The organism is Streptomyces sp. TE5632, assembly GCF_054061295.1.
In genome coordinates this window covers 5,025,658-5,048,489 of record NZ_JBSSEA010000003.1, presented here as the reverse complement: position 1 = coordinate 5,048,489, position 22,832 = coordinate 5,025,658, and the positions used below count along the sequence as shown (strand labels likewise).

Annotated in this window: 16 protein-coding genes; 4 read left to right on the top strand and 12 right to left on the bottom strand. The window is 73.5% G+C overall.

The genetic code is table 11. The features are described 5' to 3' along the window. Positions 1 to 12: 12 nt before the first annotated feature. The 8 genes from ACVW19_RS28250 to ACVW19_RS28215 all read right to left on the bottom strand — a co-directional run bounded on the left by ACVW19_RS28250 (position 13) and on the right by ACVW19_RS28215 (position 13,826). The gene (locus ACVW19_RS28250; RefSeq protein ID WP_457462860.1) at positions 13 to 1,422 is read right to left on the bottom strand and encodes a hypothetical protein; all 1,410 of its coding nucleotides are present in this window, start codon (positions 1,420 to 1,422) and stop codon (positions 13 to 15) included. Continuing rightward, a complete protein-coding gene (gene pelF / locus ACVW19_RS28245) occupies positions 1,419 to 2,996 on the bottom strand; it encodes a GT4 family glycosyltransferase PelF (RefSeq protein WP_457462858.1) in 1,578 nt (525 codons plus the stop codon). The genes ACVW19_RS28250 and pelF overlap by 4 nt, the downstream gene beginning before the upstream one ends. 123 nt (positions 2,997 to 3,119) lie before the next feature. After that, a complete protein-coding gene (locus ACVW19_RS28240; protein WP_457462856.1) occupies positions 3,120 to 5,279 on the bottom strand; it encodes a hypothetical protein in 2,160 nt (719 codons plus the stop codon). 504 nt (positions 5,280 to 5,783) lie between these two features. Beyond that, on the bottom strand, positions 5,784 to 7,955 hold the full coding sequence (locus ACVW19_RS28235) for an SWIM zinc finger family protein (RefSeq protein WP_457462854.1): 2,172 nt from the start codon (positions 7,953 to 7,955) through the stop codon (positions 5,784 to 5,786). Next, complete coding sequence (locus tag ACVW19_RS28230) at positions 7,952 to 10,936, bottom strand: SNF2-related protein (protein WP_457462852.1); 2,985 nt, start codon at positions 10,934 to 10,936, stop codon at positions 7,952 to 7,954. The genes ACVW19_RS28235 and ACVW19_RS28230 overlap by 4 nt, the downstream gene beginning before the upstream one ends. A gap of 147 nt (positions 10,937 to 11,083) precedes the next feature. Continuing rightward, positions 11,084 to 11,662 carry a sugar kinase gene (locus ACVW19_RS28225; RefSeq protein WP_457462850.1) on the bottom strand — a complete coding sequence of 193 codons (579 nt, stop codon included), beginning with the start codon at positions 11,660 to 11,662 and terminating at the stop codon, positions 11,084 to 11,086. Next, complete coding sequence (locus tag ACVW19_RS28220; protein ID WP_457462849.1) at positions 11,659 to 12,843, bottom strand: ROK family glucokinase; 1,185 nt, start codon at positions 12,841 to 12,843, stop codon at positions 11,659 to 11,661. Before ACVW19_RS28220 ends, ACVW19_RS28225 begins: the two co-directional genes overlap by 4 nt. A 245-nt stretch (positions 12,844 to 13,088) precedes the next feature. Continuing rightward, positions 13,089 to 13,826 (bottom strand): GntR family transcriptional regulator, encoded by a 738-nt coding sequence (locus ACVW19_RS28215; RefSeq protein WP_457464815.1) that lies wholly within the window; start codon positions 13,824 to 13,826, stop codon positions 13,089 to 13,091. A gap of 128 nt (positions 13,827 to 13,954) precedes the next feature. On the opposite strand from ACVW19_RS28215, the gene ACVW19_RS28210 reads away from it, so the two are divergent. Together ACVW19_RS28210 and ACVW19_RS28205 are read left to right on the top strand one after the other, a co-directional pair. Next, complete coding sequence (locus ACVW19_RS28210; protein WP_457462848.1) at positions 13,955 to 14,977, top strand: Gfo/Idh/MocA family protein; 1,023 nt, start codon at positions 13,955 to 13,957, stop codon at positions 14,975 to 14,977. Positions 14,978 to 15,159: 182 nt separating this feature from the next. Continuing rightward, positions 15,160 to 16,020, top strand: a complete 861-nt coding sequence (locus tag ACVW19_RS28205) for a Cof-type HAD-IIB family hydrolase (protein WP_457462846.1) — start codon at positions 15,160 to 15,162, stop codon at positions 16,018 to 16,020. 52 nt (positions 16,021 to 16,072) lie between these two features. On the opposite strand, the gene ACVW19_RS28200 is transcribed toward ACVW19_RS28205, so the two are convergent. From ACVW19_RS28200 to allB, 3 genes are all read right to left on the bottom strand, one after another. Beyond that, positions 16,073 to 17,626, bottom strand: a complete 1,554-nt coding sequence (locus ACVW19_RS28200) for an MFS transporter (protein WP_457462845.1) — start codon at positions 17,624 to 17,626, stop codon at positions 16,073 to 16,075. A 180-nt stretch (positions 17,627 to 17,806) separates the two neighbouring features. Further along, on the bottom strand, positions 17,807 to 18,958 hold the full coding sequence (alc, locus tag ACVW19_RS28195; RefSeq protein ID WP_457462843.1) for an allantoicase: 1,152 nt from the start codon (positions 18,956 to 18,958) through the stop codon (positions 17,807 to 17,809). A gap of 80 nt (positions 18,959 to 19,038) precedes the next feature. After that, positions 19,039 to 20,379: an allantoinase AllB gene (gene allB / locus ACVW19_RS28190; protein WP_457462841.1), complete on the bottom strand. Its 1,341-nt coding sequence runs from the start codon at positions 20,377 to 20,379 to the stop codon at positions 19,039 to 19,041. A gap of 247 nt (positions 20,380 to 20,626) precedes the next feature. On the opposite strand from allB, the gene ACVW19_RS28185 reads away from it, so the two are divergent. Continuing rightward, positions 20,627 to 21,433, top strand: a complete 807-nt coding sequence (locus ACVW19_RS28185; protein WP_457462840.1) for an IclR family transcriptional regulator — start codon at positions 20,627 to 20,629, stop codon at positions 21,431 to 21,433. Between the two features lie 118 nt (positions 21,434 to 21,551). On the opposite strand, the gene ACVW19_RS28180 is transcribed toward ACVW19_RS28185, so the two are convergent. Next, the gene (locus ACVW19_RS28180) at positions 21,552 to 21,812 is read right to left on the bottom strand and encodes a DUF5955 family protein (RefSeq protein ID WP_457462838.1); all 261 of its coding nucleotides are present in this window, start codon (positions 21,810 to 21,812) and stop codon (positions 21,552 to 21,554) included. A gap of 344 nt (positions 21,813 to 22,156) precedes the next feature. On the opposite strand from ACVW19_RS28180, the gene ACVW19_RS28175 reads away from it, so the two are divergent. Further along, a complete protein-coding gene (locus ACVW19_RS28175) occupies positions 22,157 to 22,735 on the top strand; it encodes a nucleotidyltransferase family protein (protein ID WP_457464813.1) in 579 nt (192 codons plus the stop codon). Positions 22,736 to 22,832: the final 97 nt, after the last annotated feature.

Below are 22,832 nucleotides of genomic sequence, written 5' to 3'. Positions count from 1 at the left end.
GCGCGCGGGCGGTCAGGCGTGCACCGCCGGCCGGCCGAGCAGCCGCAGCACGCACGCCGACAGGCACAGGGCCGCGGCGGCGCAGCACAGCGGCAGGACGGCCGGCCCCGGTGGCAGGCGCAGCAGGGTGACCAGGGCGGCGCAGCCCGCGGCGGTCAGGCAGATCAGGGCGGAGGGCCAGGCGACGCCGAACGCCTGGAGCAGCAGGGCGGTCCACAGTGTCGCGGCGAGGAGCAGCAGGGCGGCGGGGTCGGCTCCGGTGAGGAGGGCCGCGGGCGTCAACGGCAGGAGGTAGGCGAGCAGGCAGAGAGCGAGGAGGCCGGCCGACCTCAGGAGGAAGCCGGTGGGCGTCGCGGTCGCCCGCAGCGCCGCGACCGACCGGCTGCGGTAGCGGTACAGCAGCCACTCGGCCGGCCCCATGCTCACGGTCAGCACGATCACGGCGTACGGGTGCTGTCGGCCCTCCAGCAGGACCAGGGACGCCGCGGCGAGGCCGAAGAGTCCGTAGGGCAGGGAGGCCCGCAGGGGTGGCCGGAGCGCACCGGGGGCGGACGGGGTGCCGAGCACACTCCGCAGCGACCGGCCGGCGGCGGCGAGCGTGGCCACCAGCGCCAGCAGGGGCAGACCGAGCCTCAGCACGGGGCCGGGCTCCCACCACGGCAGCGGCACGGCGCCGGCGATCAGCGGTGTCAGGGCTGCCAGCAGCAGCCGTTCCCGGGCGAGGACCAGCAGCACCGAGGCGGCGGCCAGGTACAGCGACTGTGCGGCGGCGGCCAGGGTGGCCGGTCCGCCGCCGGCCACCACGGCCGCGGTCGCCGTGGCCAGGGCCGCGCCGAGGGCGGCCCCGGTCAGCAGGGTGCGGCCCGCCTCGTGGCGCCCCGTCGCCAGGCGCAGGTGGGCGCGGTGCCCCAGGGCCTGGCTCCAGGCCCAGGAGACGACACCGGCCGCGATGAGGGCGGGTGCGTACCGTGCCGCCTGCCCCAGCGGTGCGGCGAGCAGGTAGGCGAGGCCGGGCAGGGCGAACAGCACGCCGCGCAGCAGGCAGCGCACGGTGTCGGGACGCCAGGGGTCGGGGGCGGGGGCGATCTCGGGGAACGTCCTGGGGACGCGCTCGTACAGGGCGGAGGCCAGGGAGAACAGGTTCGGATGGCCGTACCGCTGCCGGACGGCGTCCGTGGGCAGTCCTTCCGCCTCCAGCAGCGCGGCCACCTCGTAGGGGTGGACGGCGGGGCCGATGCGGTCGGCCAGGTGGGCGGCCAGCCGGTCCACCTCCTCCTGGTCCGGTACGGGCCGCGGTAATCGCACGACGAGGGTGGGGTCGTCGGCCGGGAGGACCCGCGGCACCCGGAGGGCGGCGGCCGGCCGGAGGGCGAGGGTGTCCTGTTCGGCTCCGCCCGGCTCCAGTGCCATGGGGCCGCTCATACGGCGACGCTCCTCGTCGCCACGGGTGACGGAACCGGTGTGCGCTCGTCCGGGGGCGGTGCGGCACGGCCGGCCGGCCACTGCGCGTACGTTCCCGTGCCGTCCCGTGTTCCCGCCCCGGTCGGCTGCCGGCGGGTGCCGGACAGTTCGAGGTAGATGGCGCGGAAGGTGTCGACGGTCCGGCGCAGGGTGAACTGTTCGATCACCCGGAGCCGGGCGGCCTCCCCCATGGCCGCGCGCCGTGCGGGATCGCCGAGCAGTTCCAGCGCGGCGGCGGCCATCGCGGCCGGGTCCCGTGGCGGTACGACGAGACCCGTGTCCCCCACGGCCTCGCGGACTCCGCCGACATCGGTGGACACCGTCGCCCGCCCGCAGGACATGGCCTCGATCAGCGTGAAGGGGAAGCCCTCGCTGATGCTGGAGAGCATCACGACGTTGCCGGCGGCGTACGCGTCCCTGATGTCGTCGACGCGGCCCTCGAAGACGACGGCGTCCCCGTGACCGAGTTCGGCGGCGAGGGCCTCGCACCGTTCCCGGTAGGCCTCCCCGCCCCGGGGTGTCCCGCCGAACAACCGCAGCCGGACGCCGGGGCGTTCCGCCCTGACCAGGGCGAGGGCCCGGATGAGGGTCTCCAGGTCCTTGATCGGGTCGACGCGGCCGGCCCAGCTGAGGGTCGGCGCGTCCGGTTCGGGTCCGGCCGGCGGGAAGGCTTCCGGGTCCACCCCGTTGTAGACCGTGCGGATCGACGCCGGGTCGGCCCCGCCCTCCTCCTCCCACAGCCGGTTGTAGCGGTTGCCCGGTGTGATCAGGGCGGCCCTGCGGTAGCTCTCCTCGGCCAGCAGCCGGAAGAAGCCCAGGACGAGCGCCTTGACCGGCCAGCGGTAGGGGCCGGTGCGGTAGCCGAGGTAACGCTCACGGAGGTAGACGCCGTGCTCGGTGAGGAGCAGGGGGACACCGTGCCGTTCCAGGGCGGCCAGTCCGGGCAGGACGGCGACACCTCCGCTGACCGCGTGGGCGACCCCGTCCTTCGGCAGGGGCGCGGCCAGCGGGCGCAGGGCGTGCTCGAGCAGCCCGGTGGCGGTGACCGCGTCGTGCAGCGTGGGGCGGGCCTCACGGACGACCAGGCCCCGGCGGTTCCACACGGCGGTCAGCACGGCGATCGCCCGGTCGCCGCGCAGGAACGGGCCGAGTGTTCCGTCGGCGGCGGCCCGCGCCATGGTGTACAGGGCCGGGGCGAATCCGCTCTCCGCGCACGGGTCGAGCAGCGCCGTCAGGAACTGCTCGTAGGCACCGGTCAGGACTTCGCGCGGACGCCGCCCGGGCGGGCGGCCCGCGGGCGGGGTTCCCCACATCGGGACGGTCAGGACGTTCGAGACGTGTGCGGGCAGGTCCCACACGACGGGTTCGCGGCCGGTGCCGGTGACGGCGAGGACGTCGAAGTCGACGTCGGGCATGCCGCGGACGAGTTGGTCGCACCAGACGCTCACACCGCCGTGACTGTGCGGATAGGTGCCTTCGGTGAGCAGGGTGACGCGCGTCGAGCTGGGGCGTCGCGCGCCGTGGTGAACGTACATCGGTGGGCTCCACGGCCGGGTGCGGGGTGGGGAGGTGGGGTGCGGGGAGGGTCGTGCCGGGCCCCGGCACCCGGTCACGCGTCGGTGACCGGGTGCGGTGCCTCGGGTGGGTCGGTGCGCCGTTCAGCTCCGCGCGGTGTACGGGACGTGGTCCCTCACGCCGGCGGGGACCCGGGTGTCCGGGGCCGGTTCGACGGCCGGGGCCTTCCCGTCCGGGGCCGGTCCGTCGCCGTCGGTGCCGTTTGCGGCAGCGCCGTCCGTGGCGGACGCCGGCAGGGTGAAGGAGAGGGGAGTCCGGCCCGCCGTCCGCGTCCAGCCGGACACCCGGCCCGCGTAGGCCTCGCCGAACGCGTCTCCCGCGAGGGTGGTCCCGGTGGGCGCGGTGACGGTGACAGCCGTGCCGTCCGGCGCCTCGACGGTCACCGAGCCGCCGATGCGGTAGGCGGTGACCCGGCCTTCCCGCAGGGCGTCGGCCCAGGCGGCACGGCGCTGGAGTTCGACACCGATGTCCTTCATCCGCAGGTTCACCACGGGGGTGTCATCGGCGAACAGGGCCTCGTAGCCGTCGAGTACGCCGTCCAGGACCGGGTAGGCGATGCGGTCCTCGGCCAGGTTGGACTGGTGGATGAAGTGCGGCTTGGGGTCGTTGGCGAGGACGTGGCCGAGCGCGATCCGGGTCTCCAGGGGGACGATGTGCTCGGTGTATCCCGTCGCAATGTCCAGTGGAGCCGGCAGGCACGTCGTGCTGGCCGGGTTGTCCTCGCAGATGCCGCTTCCGCCCTGGGCGCGGCTGGTGTAGATCCAGTTGTACTCGTCGACCTGCTCGGCTGTCCGCCCGGCGTTGTAGAAGACGTTCATCGGGTAGCGCGAGACGGTCGTGGCCGGCCCGACCCTGCGCTGTGCGGGATCGCGGGAGTTGTCCGAGGCGAGCCAGGTGATGCCGTTGTCGGCGAGGGCGGGGGCCAGGTTGGGGTTGTCGTCGGGCTGCTGCGGCAGCACCTTGAGTCCGGAGTGTTCGCCGGTCACCAACTCGTCGTTGTGCAGGGGCAGTCCGGCGGTCTCTCCCCAGACTCGGTTGGTGGCGATCTCGTCGGAGACGGTCGTGCGGCTGACCCACTTGGTGCTGCCGTCGGCGTGGGTGGCGCACCGCCACGGCACCACTGTCGTGTCCTGCTCGCAGCCGAGGAAGGCGTGCGTGTAGGTGTGGTTGATCCAGCGGAACCGGTCCCGCTCGGCGATCAGCCTGTCCGCCAGGGGATCGGCTCCGCCGTTGCCCTGGCGCTGGTCGACGCTGCCGGCGCCGTTGTAGGCGAGGTCGAGGGTGAAGTCCTGCTCGCGCTGCCAGGAGGTGGTGTGGTCCACGTCGGCGGGGAGCATGCGGATCGGGTCGGGTGTGCCCTCGCCCTCCGGGCAGTCGACGTCGCCGGGAGTGCAGTTCAGCTCCGTGTCCCAGCGGTCGTCGGCGGCGAGGACGTCGTCGACGTGCACGGCGAAGTAGTTCCTGGAGGCGCCCAGGTGCACGCCGCCGGTCATCCAGTCCACGATGCCTCGGGCCAGCAGTCCGAACTGCTGCTGGTACTGGTTGTAGACGAAGGTGACGACGAGTTCCCGCCGCCCGTCGTGCCGGTACTCCCCCACCAGCGAACCCCGCCCGGTCCCGCCCGGGACCGCGGCCTCGACATAAGGAGTGAAGTCCGCACCGGCCACGGGTGTCGACAGATAGGCGTAACTCTCGCTCACTGCCGACGAGTTGTCCTCGAAGGGGACTTGGCCGTCCAGGTAGCCGAAGGGGCCTGCCCGGCCCTCGGCGGTCACCTCGGCCCGCACCCCGTCGATGCTGCCGGCGTAGCCGCCGTCGACCGGGTACTCCAGGCCCGCCTCCGGACGCGCGTAGGTGTAGGCGTCGACCTGCGGGATGTCGTAGGTCCGCTCGTAGACGGCGAGCGCCGTCATCTCGGGCGAGTTCACCGGGAACGGGTTGTCGTTGGGCAGGACCACCGCCTGGTACTTGGCGCGTGGTCGCCCGTCCACGGTGTCGGCGAGGAAGCCGGAGTCGATGACGGGGCGGTCGGACCGGGTGAGGTCCACTTCGGTGTACGGCGTGCCGGCGGTCTTCAGTGCGGCCGCGATCGCGTCCACGGCCGGGCCTCCGTCGCTGACGACCAGGACGCGCAGGTCGACGCGGGGTGAGCCGTCGGCGGCGTGCGCGGCCGCGCTCGGCACGCCCAGGGCAGCGATGAGTGCGCCCACCGTGAGCACGGCGGTGCGTGTGATCCGCTTCATGCGGTGCAGTCCCCTCCCGCGGACAGGGGTGGACACCGCTCCACCGGAGCCGACGCACCCCCGCGCGTGACGCCGGCGTCCCCCTCAGAAGCCAGTCGTCGACGCATCCGTCGCGTCACATAGTGATGGCTTTGTGTGCTTCTTGTGGGCTGGTTGCGAAAACTGACGGAAAAGCGTGGGTGTCCATCAGGGTGCCTGCGGTTCGGAAGCGACGGGCGCGACACCTCGGGAAGCAGGAGGCCGGAGCGGGCGCGGGGAAGACCTGAGCAGGTCAAGGACGTGAACGGAGCACCGGTGGGCCGAAGCGGCCCGCCGGAGGTCCGGACCTCCCAACCGGTGCGGCGCCGGACCGGATGCGGTCGACGACGCCGGAAACCGGCCGACCGCCGGGGACCTGCCGGGTCCGTCAGGCGCAGGGGATCCGCGTCTCGGACGTGTACACCGGACCGCCGCCGGCGTTCCCGCTGTCGCCGAACCCGGCGTGGTGGTCGGAAGCGGGACCGGTCATCGGATGTCCGGGCTGTCCAGGGCGTCCGAGGCATCCAGGGCGTCCAGGCCGGTGAGGGCGCCGACGGGGTCCTGGTCGGGGGTGCCGCGGGGCCACCAGTCGTCATGGCCCGGTTCGGACTCGTACGCGTACCAGAGGTGGTCCCGGCCGAGGCGGAGCTGGACGTGTCCGCGGGGGTGGGTGAGGTGGTTGCGCCAGGGACGGAAGGCGGGCAGGTCGGCGGCGAGGAGCAGGGGGCGGGCGCGGTCGAAGCGGCCTGCCGGCGGATCCCAGGGGTCCTCCAGGACCTCGAGTCCCGTCGGTCCGCCCTGGCGCCACGCGGCGACCGCGCGCGCCAGTTCGGCCGGGGTGCGGCCGGCCGCTCGGGCGAGCGAGGAGTACAGCGCGCGGGTGGCCGCGGTGAGCCCGGAGCCGGGGCGGGCGGCGGCCAGCCGTACCGCGTCCTGCCACAGCGTGAGCCGGCCGACGGGGTCGCGGCCGGTGGTGAGCAGGGTGTGGGCGCGGGCGGCGGCGTCGGTGGCCAGCTGGTCGAGCGCGAACGGGTCCGGGCCGCCGGGGGACGCGGGGTACCCGGGCGGCTGCTCGGGGTGCGGGGGCGGGGGCAGCGGTGCCGGAAGCGGCGGGAGGCAGCGGGGGGTTACGGCCTCACCGGCCCGCACTCCGGGGAGGGGCTCCTGTTCCCTGCCCCGGGTGGCGCGGGCCGCTCGGGCGGCGCTGCGCCGGGACAGGGCGTCGATCACCTGGCGCTCACCCCGGCCGCGCAGCAGGAGCAGTACGAACGGGTCGGCGTCGAGCAGCCGGGCGGTCTGGTAGCAGAGGGCGGCGGCGTGCTTGCAGGGGTGTCCGAAGTCGGGGCAGCTGCACTGCGGTTCGAGGTCCCCGGGGCTGGGGAGCAGCGGGGCCCCGCAGTCGGCGAGGGACTGGGGCAGCTCTTTTTCCAGGAGGGCCGCGATGTGGCCGGGCCGGTCGGCGGCGGTGTCCAGGAAGCGCTCCCAGTCGGCGTCCCCGAACGTGCGCAGCCGCACCTGCACCCGGTACGGGCGGGGGCGGCTCCCCTGGACATAGGCGAGGACGAGCCCGGGGGTGACGGTGACGGCGTCGACGTGCCCCCGCTGCGCGTACCGGCGTCCGCGTGCCAGCCGCGCGGCGTCCAGCGCGCCCTCCTCCAGCGCCGTGACCCACGCGTTGCCCCACCAGGTCTCGGCGAACCCCGGGCCGTTCGAGGCGCCGGGCGGGAACGCGGGGAAGGTGCGGCGGAGTTCGCCGTCGCGGGCGGGGGCGGCCATGGAGCGGGGGGCGTGCGACGGCGGGGAGGCGGGCGGGGTGGAAGACGCCTGGGGTGCCGGGAGTGTCGGGGATTCGTGGCGGGTTCCGTCGGGCTTCGGGGCCGGTCCGTCCACGTCGGGGGGTGAGGGGAAGGCGTCGGTGAGCAACTCCCGCACCTGGTGCGCTCCTTCGCCCGCCGCTCGCTCACTCGCCCGGGTGTTCTCGGTGCGGTCGCCCCGGGTGGTGCGCGGGACCCGGGAAGCAGTGCCCGACGGTGTGCGCCCGGCGCGCTGTCCGACGCGCCGCACGGCGGTTTCCCGCGCACCGGTTTCCCGCGCACCGGTTTCCCGGTCGGCGGGCTCCCGGTCGGCGGGCTCCGTGCGTGCGCGCAGCGCTTCCTCCCGGGCCGAACGCAGGGCCTCCCGCGCGATGTCACCGGGGCGTCGGCCGGTGCGGTCCGACGGACCCGGTGCGGTCGGCCGGTCCGACGTACTCGGCCGGTCCGACGTACTCGGCCGGTCCGGTGTGCTCGGCCGGTTTCGGGGAGCTTCGGCTGCCGACGGTGCGGTGGTGTCCGCGCCCCCGTCGCCTGCCTCCGCTTCCATGCCCTCCTCCCCCGCCGCGTCCGCGGGCCCGGTCGCTTCGGGGCGTCCCGCTCCCGCCGTGCGTCGGGCGAGTACCGCCCTGCGCAGGGCGTCGCGGGCCACGTCGCCCGGGCGCTGCTCCCGGCTCGCGGGCTGTCCGTGCCCGCCGGTGTCCGGGCCCGGGCCGGGGACGGGGACGGGGACGGGGCCGGGCGCGGGGTGCCGGTCCGGGGTGCCGGTGTCCGCCGGTTCGGCGCTCGCGCGCCGGCGGGCCGCCCGCAGGGCCTCCCGCGCCTGGTCGGACGGGCGGGGGCTCATGGCGTCCTCCGCAGGGAGACCAGGTCGGACAGTTCACGGTCGGACAGTTCCGTGAGCGCCGACTCGCCGGAGCCGAGGATCGCGTCGGCGAGGGCCCGCTTGGCCTCCAGCATCTCGGCGATACGGTCCTCGATCGTGCCCTCGGTGATGAGGCGGTGGACCTGGACCGGCTGGGTCTGGCCGATGCGGTAGGCGCGGTCGGTGGCCTGCTCCTCGACCGCCGGGTTCCACCAGCGGTCGAAGTGGACGACATGGCCCGCGCGGGTGAGGTTCAGGCCGGTGCCGGCCGCCTTCAGGGAGAGGACCAGGACCGGGGTCGTACCGCTCTGGAAACGGTCCACCATGCGCTCCCGCTCCGGTACCGGCGTACTTCCGTGGAGGAGCTCGACCGGGACCGCGCGCCCGGTCAGATGCGCGGTGATCAGCCGGGCCATGCCGACGTACTGCGTGAAGACCAGGGCCGATCCGTCCTCGGCGAGCAGGGTGTCCAGCAGTTCGTCCAGCAGGGCCAGTTTGCCCGAGCGGGCCGCCAGGCGGTCGCCGCCGGCCCGTGCGTGCTCGTCCTTGAGGTAGAGCGCCGGGTGGTCGCAGATCTGTTTGAGCGCGGTCAGCAGCTTCAGCACCAGGCCGCGGCGACCCATGCCCTGGGCGGTCTCGATGGCGAGCATCGACTCGCGCACCACCGCTTCGTAGAGCGCGGCCTGTTCACGGGTGAGCGGAACGGGGTGGTCCGTCTCGGTCTTGGGCGGCAGTTCGGGGACGATGCCCGGGTCGGACTTCCTGCGCCGCAGGAGGAAGGGCCGCACCAGGCGGGAGAGGCGCTCGACGGCCTGGTCGTCCTCGCCGTTCTCCACCGCGCGGGCGTGCCGGGCGCGGAAGGACTTGAGCGGGCCGAGGAGTCCGGGGGTCGTCCAGTCGAGGAGGGCCCACAGCTCGGAGAGGTTGTTCTCGACGGGGGTGCCGGTGAGCGCCACGCGCGCCGGGGACGGGATGGTGCGCAGCGCCTTGGCCGTGGCCGAGTACGGGTTCTTGACGTGCTGCGCCTCGTCGGCGACGACCATGCCCCATCGCTGTGCGGCCAGCGTCGGGGCGGCCGAGCGCATGGTGCCGTAGGTGGTGAGGACGAAGCCCCCGGCCAGGTCCTCCAGGGTGCGGTCCGGGCCGTGGAAGCGGCGCACGGGGACGCCGGGCGCGAACCGGGTGATCTCCCGCTGCCAGTTGCCGAGCAATGAGGCCGGGCAGACGACCAGCGTCGGCTCGCTACGGGCCCGCTTCAGATGCAGCGCGATGAGGGTGATCGTCTTGCCCAGGCCCATGTCGTCGGCGAGGCAGCCACCGAGGCCGAGCGAGGTCATGAGGTCGAGCCAGGCCAGGCCGCGCAGCTGGTAGTCGCGCAGGGTGGCGTCGAGTCCTGGCGGTGGGGCGGCGGGCTGCACACCGGTGGTCAGGCGGTCGCGGAGCACCGCCAGGGCGCCGACCGGGACCGCCTCGACGGTCTCGCCATCGGCCTCCGCGGTCCCGGTGAGCGCGATGGACAGCGCGTCGACGGGATCGAGCAGACCCAGCTCCCGTTTGCGGGCCTTGCGGACGAGGGCCGGGTCGACCAGCACCCACTGGTCGCGCAGCCGGACGACCGGGCGGTGTGCCTCGGCCAGGGCGTCCATCTCGGCCTCGGTGAGCGGATCGCCGCCGAGCGCGAGCTGCCAGCCGAACCGCAGCAGGTCCTCGCTCTCGAAGAAGCCGCTCCCGTCGGTCGCCGAACCGGGTGCCGGCCGGACCACCGCCGTCGCGGTCAGGTCCTGGGCGAGGTCCCTGGGCCAGTGCACGGCGACACCGGCCGCCGCGAGCCGGGTCGCGGCCACCCCGAGCAGGTCGTTCACCTCGTCCTCCGACAGGGCCAGCACGTCGGGTACGTCCTGGTCGGAGAGCCGGTCCAGCGGGGCCCAGACACGGGCCGCCCGTCGGACGGCGAGGGCTGCGTCCACCCGCGCGCGGGGGCCGAACGCACTGTCCGCCGTACCCGCCCACAGGGCCGCCGCGTCGGCGACGAGGGTGGGGTCGGCGAGGCTGTGCACCTGGACGATCGCCGCACCGGCCCCGCGCGCGCCGTCGCCGGCCGCGCTCTCGTCGGCGCCGTCGAACAGGTCGTACGCGCAGAGGTCGAGGCGGAGCGAGACGCGCACCCCGGCGTCCATTCCGGCGGCGACCTCGGCGGCCCAGTCGTGGGCGCCGGGCAGCCGCTGGGCCTTCTGCGCGGCGAACGGCAGCCCCGAGGCGTACGGCGCGGCGGGAGTGCGGGGCAGGGTGTCGGCGACCGCGTCGAGGAAGGCGCGGACGAGTGCCTCCGGCTCCGGCAGCCGCAGCGGGCCGGAGCCGGGAAGCGGGACCGCGTGCCCCTCGAACGGCAGGGCCGCGGCCACCGCGCGCAGGTGCGCCACGTCGTCGGGGTCGAGCGGGCCGGCCCGCCAGGCGTCGTGGCCGGTGGTCGTCAGGCCGGGCAGCAGCCGGCCGCGGGCGGTGAGCCGCAGCGCGTGCAGGGCGGCGGCGCCCCAGCAGGCGGTGGCGGGGTGGGCGGCGGGATCGTGCCGGGCGCGGACCAACAGGGGCAGGGCCTCGTCGAGGGGCAGGAAGTGGGCGCGGACCGTTCGCCGCCGCGCCCCGGCGCCGTGCGGGCGGGTGACGGTGAGCCGGGTACGCGGAGCGGACTCCGGTGCGGGCTCCGGTGCGGGGGCGGTCAAACCCGTGAGATCCGTGGGGTCGATGGGATCCGTGGGATCGGCGGGATCGACGGGATCGCCCTCGGGGTCGTAGAAGGCGATCCGTCCGTCGCGCGGAAGGGGTGCGGGGAGGAACACCGCGGCGAGTCCGACGGAGATCTCCGTCGCCTCTGTCGCCTCCGTCGCCTCTGTGTTCACAGTGGTCCCTGCGTTTTCCGCCCCGGCCGTGCGCCGCTCGGCCGTCACGGTCGTCCCCTCGCTCATCCGTCCTGTCACCTCCCGCCCTCTCCTGTCCGCTCCGCCCGCGTGATCACCTCAGCCGTCCTCGACTCTACGGACGGGCACTGACAATCGGTCCCGGCGTCCCGACCGGGCGGTCGGGGCGAGCGGGAGCGAGGGAGCGGCGCGGGGTCAGGGAACCGTCCGGGAGACGACGTACACCTTGGGAAAGCCCGGCTTGCCGTGGTTGACGACGACATCGTGGGTCGGCGCGGGGTCCTTCTGCTCGTTGACGAGCCCGGACCACAGGCCGGGGCGGTCGAACTTCCAGCCGGTGATCTCCTGGTCGCGGTCGCTGATGGTGATCTCGTCCCGCTTCAGTTCGTCCTGCTGCACCCCAATGCTGGTGAGGAACGCGCTCAGGCCGGCGTCGGTGGTCTCGAACTCGACGTAGAGGCGGCTGGTCTTCCAGTTGTTGGTCTCGTAGTTGGCCACCCACCAGGCGGGGTGCGGGACCGGCACCTGGTAGAGGCGGCGCTGCAGCTTCGACGGCCAGCCCTGGGTCAGGCCGTTGGCCGAGTACCTCGCCTCCTTGTCCTTGCCGCTCGCGCGGCTCTGGTTCGCGGAGATCACCAGGTACCCGGCCGGGACGCCGATGAGCAGCACGATGATCAGCAGGGTGAGCGCCCTGCGGCGGATCATCTGCAGGCGGTCCTCGGGCGGCCGGGGTTTGCCGGGGAAGCGGCCCTGCGGGGAGAGATCGCCCGTCACAGCGTCTCCTGGGGGGTTCGGCGGGCCTCCGCGTACCGCTCGTAGCGCTCGTACCGCTCGACCCGGCGGCGCTTGGCGCGGCGGAAGCGGCGGGCGACCAGGCGGGCGAGGTCGGCGGCGCCCACCATGCCGGCCTCGGGGCCGAGCTGGGCGCGGACGATACGGGCCTCGGGGCGGTAGCCGCGGCCGGTGAGGTGGCGCTTGAAGGCGTCCCGCGCGGGGCCGATCAGCAGGTCGTCGGCGGCCGAGACCCCGCCGCCGATGACGAAGCAGGAGGGGTCGAGGGCGGCGGCGAGGTTGGCGATGCCGACGCCGAGCCACTGGCCGATGTCCTGGAGGAGTTCGATGCACATGGCGTCGCCCTCGCGGGCCAGCTCGGTGATCATCGGGCCGCTGATCTCGGCGATGTTCCCTTTGACGTGCTCGATGATCCCGTAGGCGACCGGCGAGTCGGCGGCGGCCAGTTCGCGCGCCTCCCGGACCAGTGCGTTGCCGGAGCTGTACTGCTCCCAGCAGCCGCGGTTGCCGCAGGGACAGCGGTGGCCGCCGGGGACGACCTGCATATGGCCGAACTCGCCGGCGACGCCGTACTTGCCGCGCTTGACCTGACCGTCCTCGAGGATCGCGCCGCCGATGCCGGTACCCAACGTGATCATCACGAGGTGGTCCTCGCCGCGCCCGGCGCCGAAGCGCCACTCGGCCCAGGCGGCGGAATTGGCGTCGTTGTCGACCAGGACGGGGACGGCGAGGCGTCCGGCGAGCCGGTCGCGCAGCGGCTCGTTGCGCCACGACAGGTGCGGGGCGAACAGCACGCGGTTGCGGTCGGCGTCGACCCAGCCGGCCGCGCCGATGCCGACCGCGTGCACGTCGTGCCGGTCGGACAGGTCCAGCACCAGTTCGACGATGGTGTCCTCGACGACTTTCGGGCTCTTCGACTTGTCCGGGGTTTCGGTGCGGAGCCGTTCCAGAATGTTGCCGTCGGCGTCGACGACGCCCGCCATCACTTTCGTACCGCCGATGTCGATGCCGACGGTCGGCACGCGCGGTGCCGACAGGTGGGAGCGGCGTTCCCTGGCGCCGACCGTGCGGAGCACGGGTGCACGGCGGGAGCCGACGGGGGCTGCGCCCGCCCGAGCGGAACTCAGCGCCCTGGGCAGTGTGAGGTCGCGGTAGGTGCTCATTGCCGCCGATTCTGCCTCACCGTGACCCTGGGTGGCGTACTCGGGAGCAAAGGCGTCGCGTGACGCCTGCCGCTCCCGGGGCGCTCGCGGCGGCCTCCTGTCGCCTGCCGGCGGCCCCATACCCGGAACAACGCCCCCATCTGCACCCCGGCCTCGGAGCCGGTCACGTTGTCCGGACAATGTGATGAAGATCAGCTCACGTCACTCGGCGTTCACCGGGACGTCCATGCCGGCTCGCACCGGCTTCACGGCCGTACCAGCAGTTGGAACTCGAACGAGTAGCGGCCGGGCCGGTAGGTGTGGGTGCCGAATTCCACGGCGCGTCCGGTGTCGTCGAAGGTCACGCGTTGCATGGTGAGCAGCGGGGCACCCGTCTCCTCACCGAGCCGCTCGGCCTCGACGGCACCGGCGGCGCGGGCGCCGATGGTCTGGCGGGCGCTGTGCAGGGTGATCCCGGCGGCCCGCATCAGCCGGTACAGGCCGGTGGCCTCCAGCTGCCCGGTGTCCAGGTCGAGCAGCCCGGGCGGCAGGTAGTTGCACAGGTACGCGATCGGCTCGCCGTGCGCGAGCCGCAGCCGCTCGATCCGGTGCACCTCGCCCGCCTCGGCCACACCGAGGGCCGCGGCGATCTCGGCGGACGCGGGGACGACCGTGTTGACCAGGACCTTCGTGGCCGGGCGCTGGCCCGCCGACTCCAGGTCGTCGTAGAGACTGCTGAGCTCCAGGGGGCGCTTGACCTGGCTGTGCACCACCTGGGTGCCCACCCCCCGCCGCCGCACGAGCAGTCCCTTGTCGACGAGGGACTGGATGGCCTGACGGACCGTCGGCCGGGACAGGCCGAGCCGGCCGGCGAGCTCGATCTCGTTGCCCAGCAGGCTCCCGGGGGTCAGCCTGCCGTGCTCGATGGCGGCCTCCAACTGCTGGGCGAGCTGGAAGTACAGCGGGACCGGGGAGCCGCGGTCCACGCTCAGCTCCAGCCGCACGGTCGGGTCCACTCCTGGTTTCGGCACGGGCCGAGCGTAGTCCCACGCGTGGTTGACGGGAAGTCGTGTAGTCCGATTGTCCGGACATGCGGATTGACAGGGAGGGGCGCGGGCCGCAGTTTGTTCCCATGCGCATCGGGGTCATCGGTACGGGCCGTATCGGCACCATTCACGCCCACACACTCAGCAGGCACCGCGACGTCGGTTCCCTGATCCTCACGGACGCGGAACCGGCTCGGGCCCAGGCACTCGCCCAGCGGCTCGGTGAGACGGCGGCACCCGGGGTGGACGAGATCTACACCTGGGGGGTGGACGCCTTGGTGATCACGACGGCCACGTCCGCCCACGCCGAACTCATCGGCCGGGCAGCCCGTTCGGGGCTGCCGGTGTTCTGTGAGAAGCCCATCGCCCTGGATCTGGCCGGGACGTTACAAGCGGTCACGGAGGTCGAGGCGGCCGGGACCGTGCTCCAGATGGGTTTCCAGCGCCGTTTCGACCCGGGCTACCTGGGCGCGCGTGAGGCGGTGCGCTCGGGACGGCTGGGCCGGCTGCACACCGTACGGGCGATGAGCAGCGACCCGGAGCCGCCGCCTGCCGGGTATCTGCCGCAGTCCGGCGGGCTGTACCGGGACACCCTGATCCACGACTTCGACCTCGTGCGCTGGGTGACCGGCCGGGAGGTCGTGGACGTCTACGCCGCCGGCTCCGACGCCGGTCCGGCCATGTTCCGCGAGGCGGGCGACGTGGACACCGGCGCGGCGCTCCTCACCCTCGACGACGGCACACTCGCGGCCCTCACCGCGACGCGGATGAACGGGGCGGGCTACGACGTGCGCATGGAGCTCGCCGGAGAGCGGGACCAGATCGTGGTCGGCCTCGACGACCGCACACCGATCGCGTCCACCGAGCCGACCGGGCCGCCGGCCGCGGACAAGCCGTGGACCGGGTTCGTGGAGCGTTTCGGGCCCGCGTACGAGGCGGAACTGATCGCGTTCGTCGAGGTGGTGCGGGGTGAGCGGGCCAACCCCTGTGACGGGCGCGAGGCCCTGCAGGCGCTGCGCGTCGCGGAGGCGTGCGAGGTGTCCCGGCGGGAGCGCAGAGCGGTACGGCTGATGGAGATCGCGGGCGGGCCCGCATCGCCCTTCGGATGAGGTCCGGGAGCCCCTGGGTGTGCTGACGCCCCTCCTCGGTGCACCACCGCGGCCCGGAGGACCGGCCCGCCGCGTGCGCACCAGGGGCGTCAGCCGCCCGACGAGTTAGGCAAGGGTCCTTACTAGGATGGACGCACGGCCCCGCCGAAACCGTCCCCGAAGATGCAGAACAGGACCCGTCCATGACCGCGCCCACCGCGTCCGCCGACCACCCCCGCCTGCCCGGTGCGCCGGTCGACATCAGGCTCGTCGTCACCGACATGGACGGCACCCTCCTGGACGACGCCGGGAATCCGCCGCGGCGGCTGCGCCGGACGGTGTCGCTCCTGCGCGAGCGCGGGGTGCTGTTCAGCCCGGCGAGCGGCCGCCAGTACGCCACCCTCGCCCGTCTGTTCGAGGGCTTCGACGACGGCATGGTCTTCATCGCGGAGAACGGCACCCAGGTGGTCCGCGACGGCGTCGAACTGGCCTCCGACCCGCTGGACCCCGCCGTCGCCGCCCGGCTCGTCAGGACGGTGCGCCGGCTCGCGGACGACGGCACGGACGTCGGCGTCGTCGTCTGCGGCAAGCGCCACGCCTACACCGAGCGCACCGACGCGGCCTTCCTCGCCAAGGTCGAGCAGTACTACGTCGCCCACCGGAACGTCGCGGACGCCACCGTCGTCGACGACGAGATCAACAAGATCGCGATATTCGGTTTCGCCCCCGCGGCCCGCACCATCGCACCGGCCCTGACCGAGTTCACCTCCACCCACCAGGTCGTCGTCTCCAGCGAGCACTGGGTCGACGTGATGAACCGGACCGCCGACAAGGGCACCGCCCTGCGCCGCGTCCAGCGGGAGCTGGACATCACCCCCGCCCAGACGCTGGTGTTCGGCGACTACCTCAACGACCTGGAGATGCTCGACGCCGCCGAGTGGTCCTTCGCCATGGCCAACGCGCATCCCGACGTCCTGAACCGCGCCCGCCATGTCGCCCCGTCCAACAACGAGGACGGCGTCCTGCGCACGATCGAACGGCTGCTCGCGCTGCCCCGGGAGTGACGGCACGGCGCATCAGGACCGGGCGTCCCTGGCGGGCAGGAGGAACGCCGCCTCACACCGGGCCGGGCCCCATGCCGCCCTGGAGGCGTTGCAGGTCGGAGGGGCGGACCTGGATCGCCACGACGGCGATCAGCGCGGCGAGCACGGCGAAGATCGCCGCGGTGATGAACGCGGCCGAGATCCCGTGGGCGAGGATCTCGTCGGCCCAGGGCGGTGGGAGTTCCCCGGTGCGCTGGAAACGCAGGCGTTCGGCCACGGTCGCCTGCGCCAGGAAGCGCGGGATCTGTTTCTCCGCTTCGTTGGTGCTCGCCGTACCGAACACCGTGACCAGGATGGACAGGCCGAGCGAGCCGCCGATCTGCTGGGTGGCGTTGAGGAGGCCGGAGGCCGCGCCGCTCTCCGCGGTGCGGACGCCGGAGAGTGCCATCAGGGTCAGCGAGACGAACTCCATGCCCATGCCGAGGCTGAACACCAGCATCGGGCCGAGGATGCTGCCCGCGTAGGTGGAGTGGACGTCGGTCAGGGTCAGCCAGGCCAGGCCCGCCGCCGCCAGGATGCCGCCCCCCACCATGAAGGGCTTGGGCCCGTACACGGGCAGGAACCGGGAGGCCAGCCCGGCGCCGATCGCGATGACCGCGCTGACCGGCAGGAAGGCCAGGCCGGCCCGGAGGGGGCTGAAGCCCAGCACGTCCTGCACGAAGAGGGTCAGGAAGAAGAACATGCCGAACATCGCCGCGGCCAGGCACAGCATGATGCCGTACGTGCCCGCGCGATTGCGGTCGGCGAACATGTGCAGCGGGGTGATCGGCTGCCGGGATCTCCTCTCGACCAGGACGAACGCCCCGAGAGCGAGGACGGCCGCGCCGAACGAGGCCAGGGTGAGGGCGTCCCGCCAGCCGTCCTGCGCGGCCCTGATGAACCCGTAGACCAGGAGCACCATGCCCACGGTCGAGGTGAGCGCGCCGGTGATGTCGAAGTGGCCCGGGTGGCGTTCGGACTCCTTGATCCAGCGCGGGGCGGCGAGGGCGATGAGGAGTCCGATCGGGACGTTGACGAACAGCACCCACCGCCAGTTCAGCCATTCGACGAGGATTCCGCCGGCGAGCAGCCCGATCGCACCGCCGCCCGCCGAGACCGCGGCGAAGACCCCGAAGGCACGGTTGCGGTCCGGCCCCTCGCGGAAGGTCGTGCTGATCAGGGCGAGGGAGGTCGGGGAGGCGATGGCGCCTCCCATGCCCTGCAGGGCGCGGGCGGCGAGGAGCTGGCCGGGGTTCTGGGCCAGCCCGCCGAGCAGGGAGGCGAGCGCGAAGAGCAGGACGCCGAAGACGAAGACGCGCCGTCTGCCGAGGATGTCGCCGGCCCGGCCGCCGAGCAGCAGCAGCCCGCCGAAGGTGAGGGTGTAGGCGCTGACCACCCACGACAGGCTGGTGGTGGAGAAGTCCAGGGAGCGCTGGATGTGCGGCAGGGCGATGTTCACGATGGTGATGTCCAGCACCACCATCAACTGGCACGAGGCGATGACCAGCAGGGCCATCGCACTGCCCCTGCCGGGGGAATCCTGGCCGGTGGTCTGCGGTACGGAACCCGGCCGCGGACTACTGGTCATGCCGACTTTCGGCCATACCGGCTACCGGTCATACCGGGTCGCCCTTTCGGGAGTCCACCGTACGACGGTACGCCCGGGGCCCTGGGGTCACCACTCGATCGGCCCAGCGCAGAACACGGCCGGCCACCACCCCACAGCCGTGACGCGCTGACCCGCCGGGGGTCGGTGGGGCTCGGTGGGTCAGCCGTCCAGTTCCCGGTGGCGGGCGGCCAGGGCGGTCGAGCCCTGTTCGGTCAGCGAGCCGAACAGGCGCAGCCGGGAGATGCCGCCGTCGGGAAAGACGTCCACGCGCGCGTGCGTACCGATCGCCGGGACGGGGAGGACGAAGCGGTGGTTGGCGTCGGGCTGGAGACGGGTACGGGGCAGGATCTCCCGCCAGCCGTCGGCTGTGCCACCTCTGCCTGCCCCCTCGGCGTCCCGCACCGACACCGAGGCCCAGCCGGCGCTGTTGCCCTTCAGGTACGCCGTGTCGATCTCGAGGGCGCGGATCCGGGCCTGGCCGGTGAGCCGGTAGCGGATCCAGTCATGGCCCCGGTCCCGGCGGCGCCGGGTCTCCCAGCCGTCGTCCATCTTGCGGGAGCGGCCGGGCCGGATGGTGTTCGCGGCCGGTGAGTAGAAGCGGTCGGACGCGTCCTCGACCCGGCCGCCGTTCTCCAGGGCGACGACGTCGAAGGTGCCCAGGGCGTCCAGCCACCCGGGGTCCGGGACGACGTCGCCGTACACGCGCAGGCGCGCGATGCCGCCGTCGGGGTGCTGGGACAGGCGCAGGTGGGTGAAGCGCCGCCCGGCCGAGACGGCGAAGCCGTTGGCGGCGTGGCCGCCCACCGGGGTGCGCGGGAGCAGCGTCGTCCACTTCACCCCGCCCGAGAGCAGTTCCTCCGGTGTCGGGGAACCGGCCACCGAGGCGCCCTCGACCGATACGGCCTGGGGATGGTTGCCGCGGAAGTGGGCGGTGTCGACGACGATGCCGCGGACGACTCCGGGCGCGCCGAGGCGGATCAGCGCCCAGTCGTGGTCCTCGGCCGCCGGCCAGGGCTGCTCGGCGGAGGGGCCGCGGCGGCGCCGGGTCTCCCAGCCGTCCATGATCTTGCCCTTGTGACCGAAGTGCTCCGGATCGAACAGGGGGCGCTCGGGCAGCAGCAGGTTCTCGCGCTGGGCGAAGAACTCGTCGTTGGCGGCGAGGACACCGGCGCCGAGCCTGCGGTCGGCGAGATCGGTGAGGTCGGCGAAGGGGAAGTCGGCGGTGCGGTAGTCCGCGTACGGGTCACCACCGCCGTAGGGGGCCGCGTGGCCGCTGAAGCGGGGCAACGGAGAGGAATGCTGCGCCGTCACGGTGGTCCGATCCTGCCTTTCGGGGGTGGGAAGCCGGAATTCGAGGTCGACCGGAATTCGACGCCGAGTGGTGGCCGGCGTCAGGGGATGCGGGTGAGCAGGTGGCCCTTCGGTTCGGTGAACTCGCCCTCGGTCATGACGCGCCGGCCGCGCAGCCAGGTGGACTTCACGACGCCGTACAGGGTCTTGCCCGCGTACGCCGTCACCCGGTTGCGGTGCTGGAGCCCTTCCGGGTCGACGGTGAAGGTCTCGTCGGGGGCGAGGACGGCGAAGTCGGCGTCGTGGCCGGGCGCGATGGCGCCCTTGCGCGTGCCGAGGCCGACCAGTTCCGCCGTGCGCGTCGACATCCAGCGCACGACGTCCTCCAGGCCGTGGCCCCGTCTGCGGGCCTCGGTCCAGACGGCGGACAGGCTGAGCTGGAGGCCGGAGATGCCGCCCCAGGCGGTGGCGAAGTCGGCGGTCTTGAGGTCGGCGGTGGACGGGGAGTGGTCGGTGACCACGCAGTCGATGACGCCGTCCGCCAGAGCCCGCCAGAGCGGGTCCTGGTTGGCGGCTTCGCGGATGGGCGGGCAGCACTTGAACTCGCTGGCGCCGTCCGGGACTTCCTCGGCGGTGAGGGTCAGGTAGTGGGGGCAGGTCTCGACGGTGACGCGTACCCCGTCGGACTTGGCCTCGGCGATCAGCGGCAGCGCGTCGCTCGAGGACAGATGCAGGATGTGCACGCGCGCGTCGAGGCGCTTCGCCTGTGCGAGGAGCAGGGCGACGGCGGTGTCCTCGGCGTCGCGCGGGCGGGAGGCGAGGAAGTCGGCGTACCTCGGGCCGCCGTGCCGCGGGGCGGCGGCGAGGTGGTCCGGGTCCTCGGCGTGCACGATCAGCAGCCCGTCGAAGGCGGCGATCTCCGCCAGGGTGCGGGCCAGTTGCTCCGGACCGAGGTGCGGGAACTCGTCGACGCCGGACGGCGACAGGAACGCCTTGAAGCCGAAGACCCCGGCCTCGTGCAGCGGGCGCAGGTCCGGGACGTTGCCGGGCAGGGCGCCGCCCCAGAAGCCGACGTCGACATGGGCCCGGCTCGCGGCGGCCCGCTGCTTGGCGCGCAGATGACCGGCCGTCGTCGTCGGCGGGAGGGAGTTGAGCGGCATGTCGACGAGCGTGGTGATGCCGCCGGCCGCCGCCGCGCGGGTGGCGGTCCAGAAGCCCTCCCACTCGGTACGGCCCGGGTCGTTGACGTGCACATGGGTGTCGACCAGGCCGGGCAGCAGAACGTCGTCGCCGAGGTCCGTCAGGCGGGCCGCCTTGGGGACGGGTGCCTCGTACGGCAGGACGGCCGTGACGGTGCCGTCGGCGACCGCGACCGACGCGGCCCGCGTCCCCTCGGGAGTGACGACGCGCGTCGAGCGCAGTACCCGCTCGGTGTCGGACACCCGCGCCCTCCTCCCCTCCGCCGGAGCACTTCCCGGGAGTTCAACTTTCTGTTGAAGGAGTCTTCACTCCCCCTCCCGCGCCGTCAAGGGGCACACTGCCCGGACGGCGACCGACGGCCGCTCCCTGGACGTTTCCATGAAGCGGAATTAGAATTCCGACAGGCAGAATCCAGCAACGCGCCATCAGGCAGCCCACCGGCCGCCGGGGAGGCTTCCCCCTTCCCGCAGCCCTGAAAGGAAACGCGCCGTGCCGACGTCCAGCGCCAGCACCAACGGCTCCGTCCGGTCCGCCTCCGGCGGCGGGGTCCAATCCCTCGAGCGCGCCTTCGACCTGCTCGAAAGGATGGCGGACGCGGGCGGCGAGGTCGGTCTCAGCGAGCTGTCGGCGAGCAGCGGACTGCCCCTGCCGACCATCCACCGCCTGATGCGCACCCTCGTCGCATGCGGTTATGTGCGCCAGCAGCCCAACCGCCGTTACGCGCTCGGCCCGCGCCTGATCAGGCTCGGCGAGTCCTCCTCCCGGCTGCTGGGCACCTGGGCACGCCCCTGCCTCGCCCGCCTGGTGGAGGAGACGGGCGAGACGGCGAACATGGCACTGCTCGACGGCGACGAGGTCGTGTACGTCGCGCAGGTGCCGTCCAAACACTCCATGCGGATGTTCACCGAGGTCGGCCGGCGCGTCCTGCCGCACTCCACCGGGGTGGGCAAGGCCCTGCTGGCCGGTTTCCCGCCGGAGGACGTACGGGCCCTGCTCGCCCGTACCGGGATGCCCGCCGCGACGGACAGGACCATCACCACGCCGGAGGGCTTCCTGGCGGCACTCGACGAGGTGCGCCACCAGGGCTACGCCATCGACGACAACGAGCAGGAGATCGGCGTGCGCTGCCTCGCCGTCCCGGTGCCCGACTCCCCCACCGCCGCGGCCATCTCGATCTCCGGCCCCGCGGGACGGGTCACGGAGTCGGCCACGGAGCGGATCGTGCCGGTACTCCAGCAGGTGGCCAGGGAACTCTCCGAGGTGCTCACCACTCCGGGCGGCGGCCCGACGGTCTGACCGACCCGGCCGCCCGATCCGGTTGCCCGCCCCGGTCGGCCACCCCGCAGATCCGCCGCCCCGCGACCTCAGCGCCCGCGCACGCCCCCCTCCAGAGAGCGTTCCGCAAGCCCGTTCGTCAATCTCGGGGTGACGGTCCGAACAGCTCCACCGCGTCCCGCACCTCCCGCAGTCCCGGCCCCAGTGCGCTCACCGAGCCGATCGCGCCGGCGATCAGCAGCAGGGAACGGCGCAACCGCGGGACCTCGGCACCGCCGTCCGCCACCAGGGCGTCCAGGGCGGCCAGCTCCTCCTCCGCGATGCTCCGATCAGGGAACTCCGCCGGATGGGCCGCGAGTTGGCGCCGCAGCCGGGACACGGCGGAACGCAGCTCCGTCACCCGTGGATCGTCCTGACGACTGCCGCCCGTACGCCTTTGCTCTACGCTCCGCAACACAGTCCTCCCCCTCACGCACCACGATGCGCCTCTCCCCACCGGCCCCGCCGCCCCCGTCACCGGTGCGCGCCAGTAAACGCCACCCCACCCCCTCCGCGCCAGTCCGCTGCGTCATCGGTTTGCTCCACAGCGTGACATCGAGCCGTACGGACACCCGGCGGCGGGTGCGGTATGCAGAGTCCGTGACGACACCCACGACACCCACGACACCCACAACACCGATAACACCGACGACACACCGCAGGAGCCCGGACGCCGAACAGGCGGCCCCGGAACGGGTCGTGGGACTGCTGCTCGCGGCGGGCGGCGGGCGACGACTGGGCGGCCGCCCCAAGGCGCTGCTGACGCACCGGGGACGACCGCTCGTGGAGCACGCCGTACGGTCCCTGCGCGAGGGCGGCTGCGAGCACGTCCACGTGGTGCTCGGCGCGGAGGCGGACGAGGTGCGCGCGCGTGCCTCACTGCCGGACTGCGTACTCGTCGACAACCCCGCATGGGAGCAGGGCATGGGCTCGTCCCTGCGGGCCGGGCTCACCTCGCTGACCGGTACGGACGCACGGGCCGCGCTGGTCCTGCTGGTCGACCAGCCCGGGATCGGGCCGGGGGCGGTGGCGCGGGTACTCGGCGCACGCTCGGCGCGAGAGCCGCGGGAGTCGCTCGCCTCGGCCACCTACGCCGGCGTACGCGGTCACCCGGTCCTGTTCGGGTCCGCGCACTGGGCCGGTGTCGCCGCGGCCGCGACCGGCGACCGGGGGGCGCGCGCCTACCTGGAGGAGCACGCGGACCGGATCACGCTCGTCGAGTGCGGGGACGTGGCCGAGCCCTACGACATCGACACGGAGGAGGACCTGACCCGCCTGGAGTGAAAAAGCCGGCACCGAGCTCCACCGTGGCCCGGCCCGCAGCACCTGGACCCGAACCACCTCGACATCAACAAACCATTGAACTTCCACGATGAGGAAA

Bases quoted from the DNA above. Each gene is read 5' to 3' on its own strand.
- ACVW19_RS28250 (WP_457462860.1), bottom strand. From the start codon at position 1,422: ATGAGCGGCCCCATGGCACTGGAGCCGGGCGGAGCCGAACAGGACACC.
- pelF (WP_457462858.1), bottom strand. From the start codon at position 2,996: ATGTACGTTCACCACGGCGCGCGACGCCCCAGCTCGACGCGCGTCACC.
- ACVW19_RS28240 (WP_457462856.1), bottom strand. From the start codon at position 5,279: ATGAAGCGGATCACACGCACCGCCGTGCTCACGGTGGGCGCACTCATC.
- ACVW19_RS28235 (WP_457462854.1), bottom strand. From the start codon at position 7,955: ATGAGCCCCCGCCCGTCCGACCAGGCGCGGGAGGCCCTGCGGGCGGCC.
- ACVW19_RS28230 (WP_457462852.1), bottom strand. From the start codon at position 10,936: ATGAGCGAGGGGACGACCGTGACGGCCGAGCGGCGCACGGCCGGGGCG.
- ACVW19_RS28220 (WP_457462849.1), bottom strand. From the start codon at position 12,843: ATGAGCACCTACCGCGACCTCACACTGCCCAGGGCGCTGAGTTCCGCT.
- ACVW19_RS28210 (WP_457462848.1), top strand. From the start codon at position 13,955: ATGCGCATCGGGGTCATCGGTACGGGCCGTATCGGCACCATTCACGCC.
- ACVW19_RS28205 (WP_457462846.1), top strand. From the start codon at position 15,160: ATGACCGCGCCCACCGCGTCCGCCGACCACCCCCGCCTGCCCGGTGCG.
- ACVW19_RS28200 (WP_457462845.1), bottom strand. From the start codon at position 17,626: ATGACCAGTAGTCCGCGGCCGGGTTCCGTACCGCAGACCACCGGCCAG.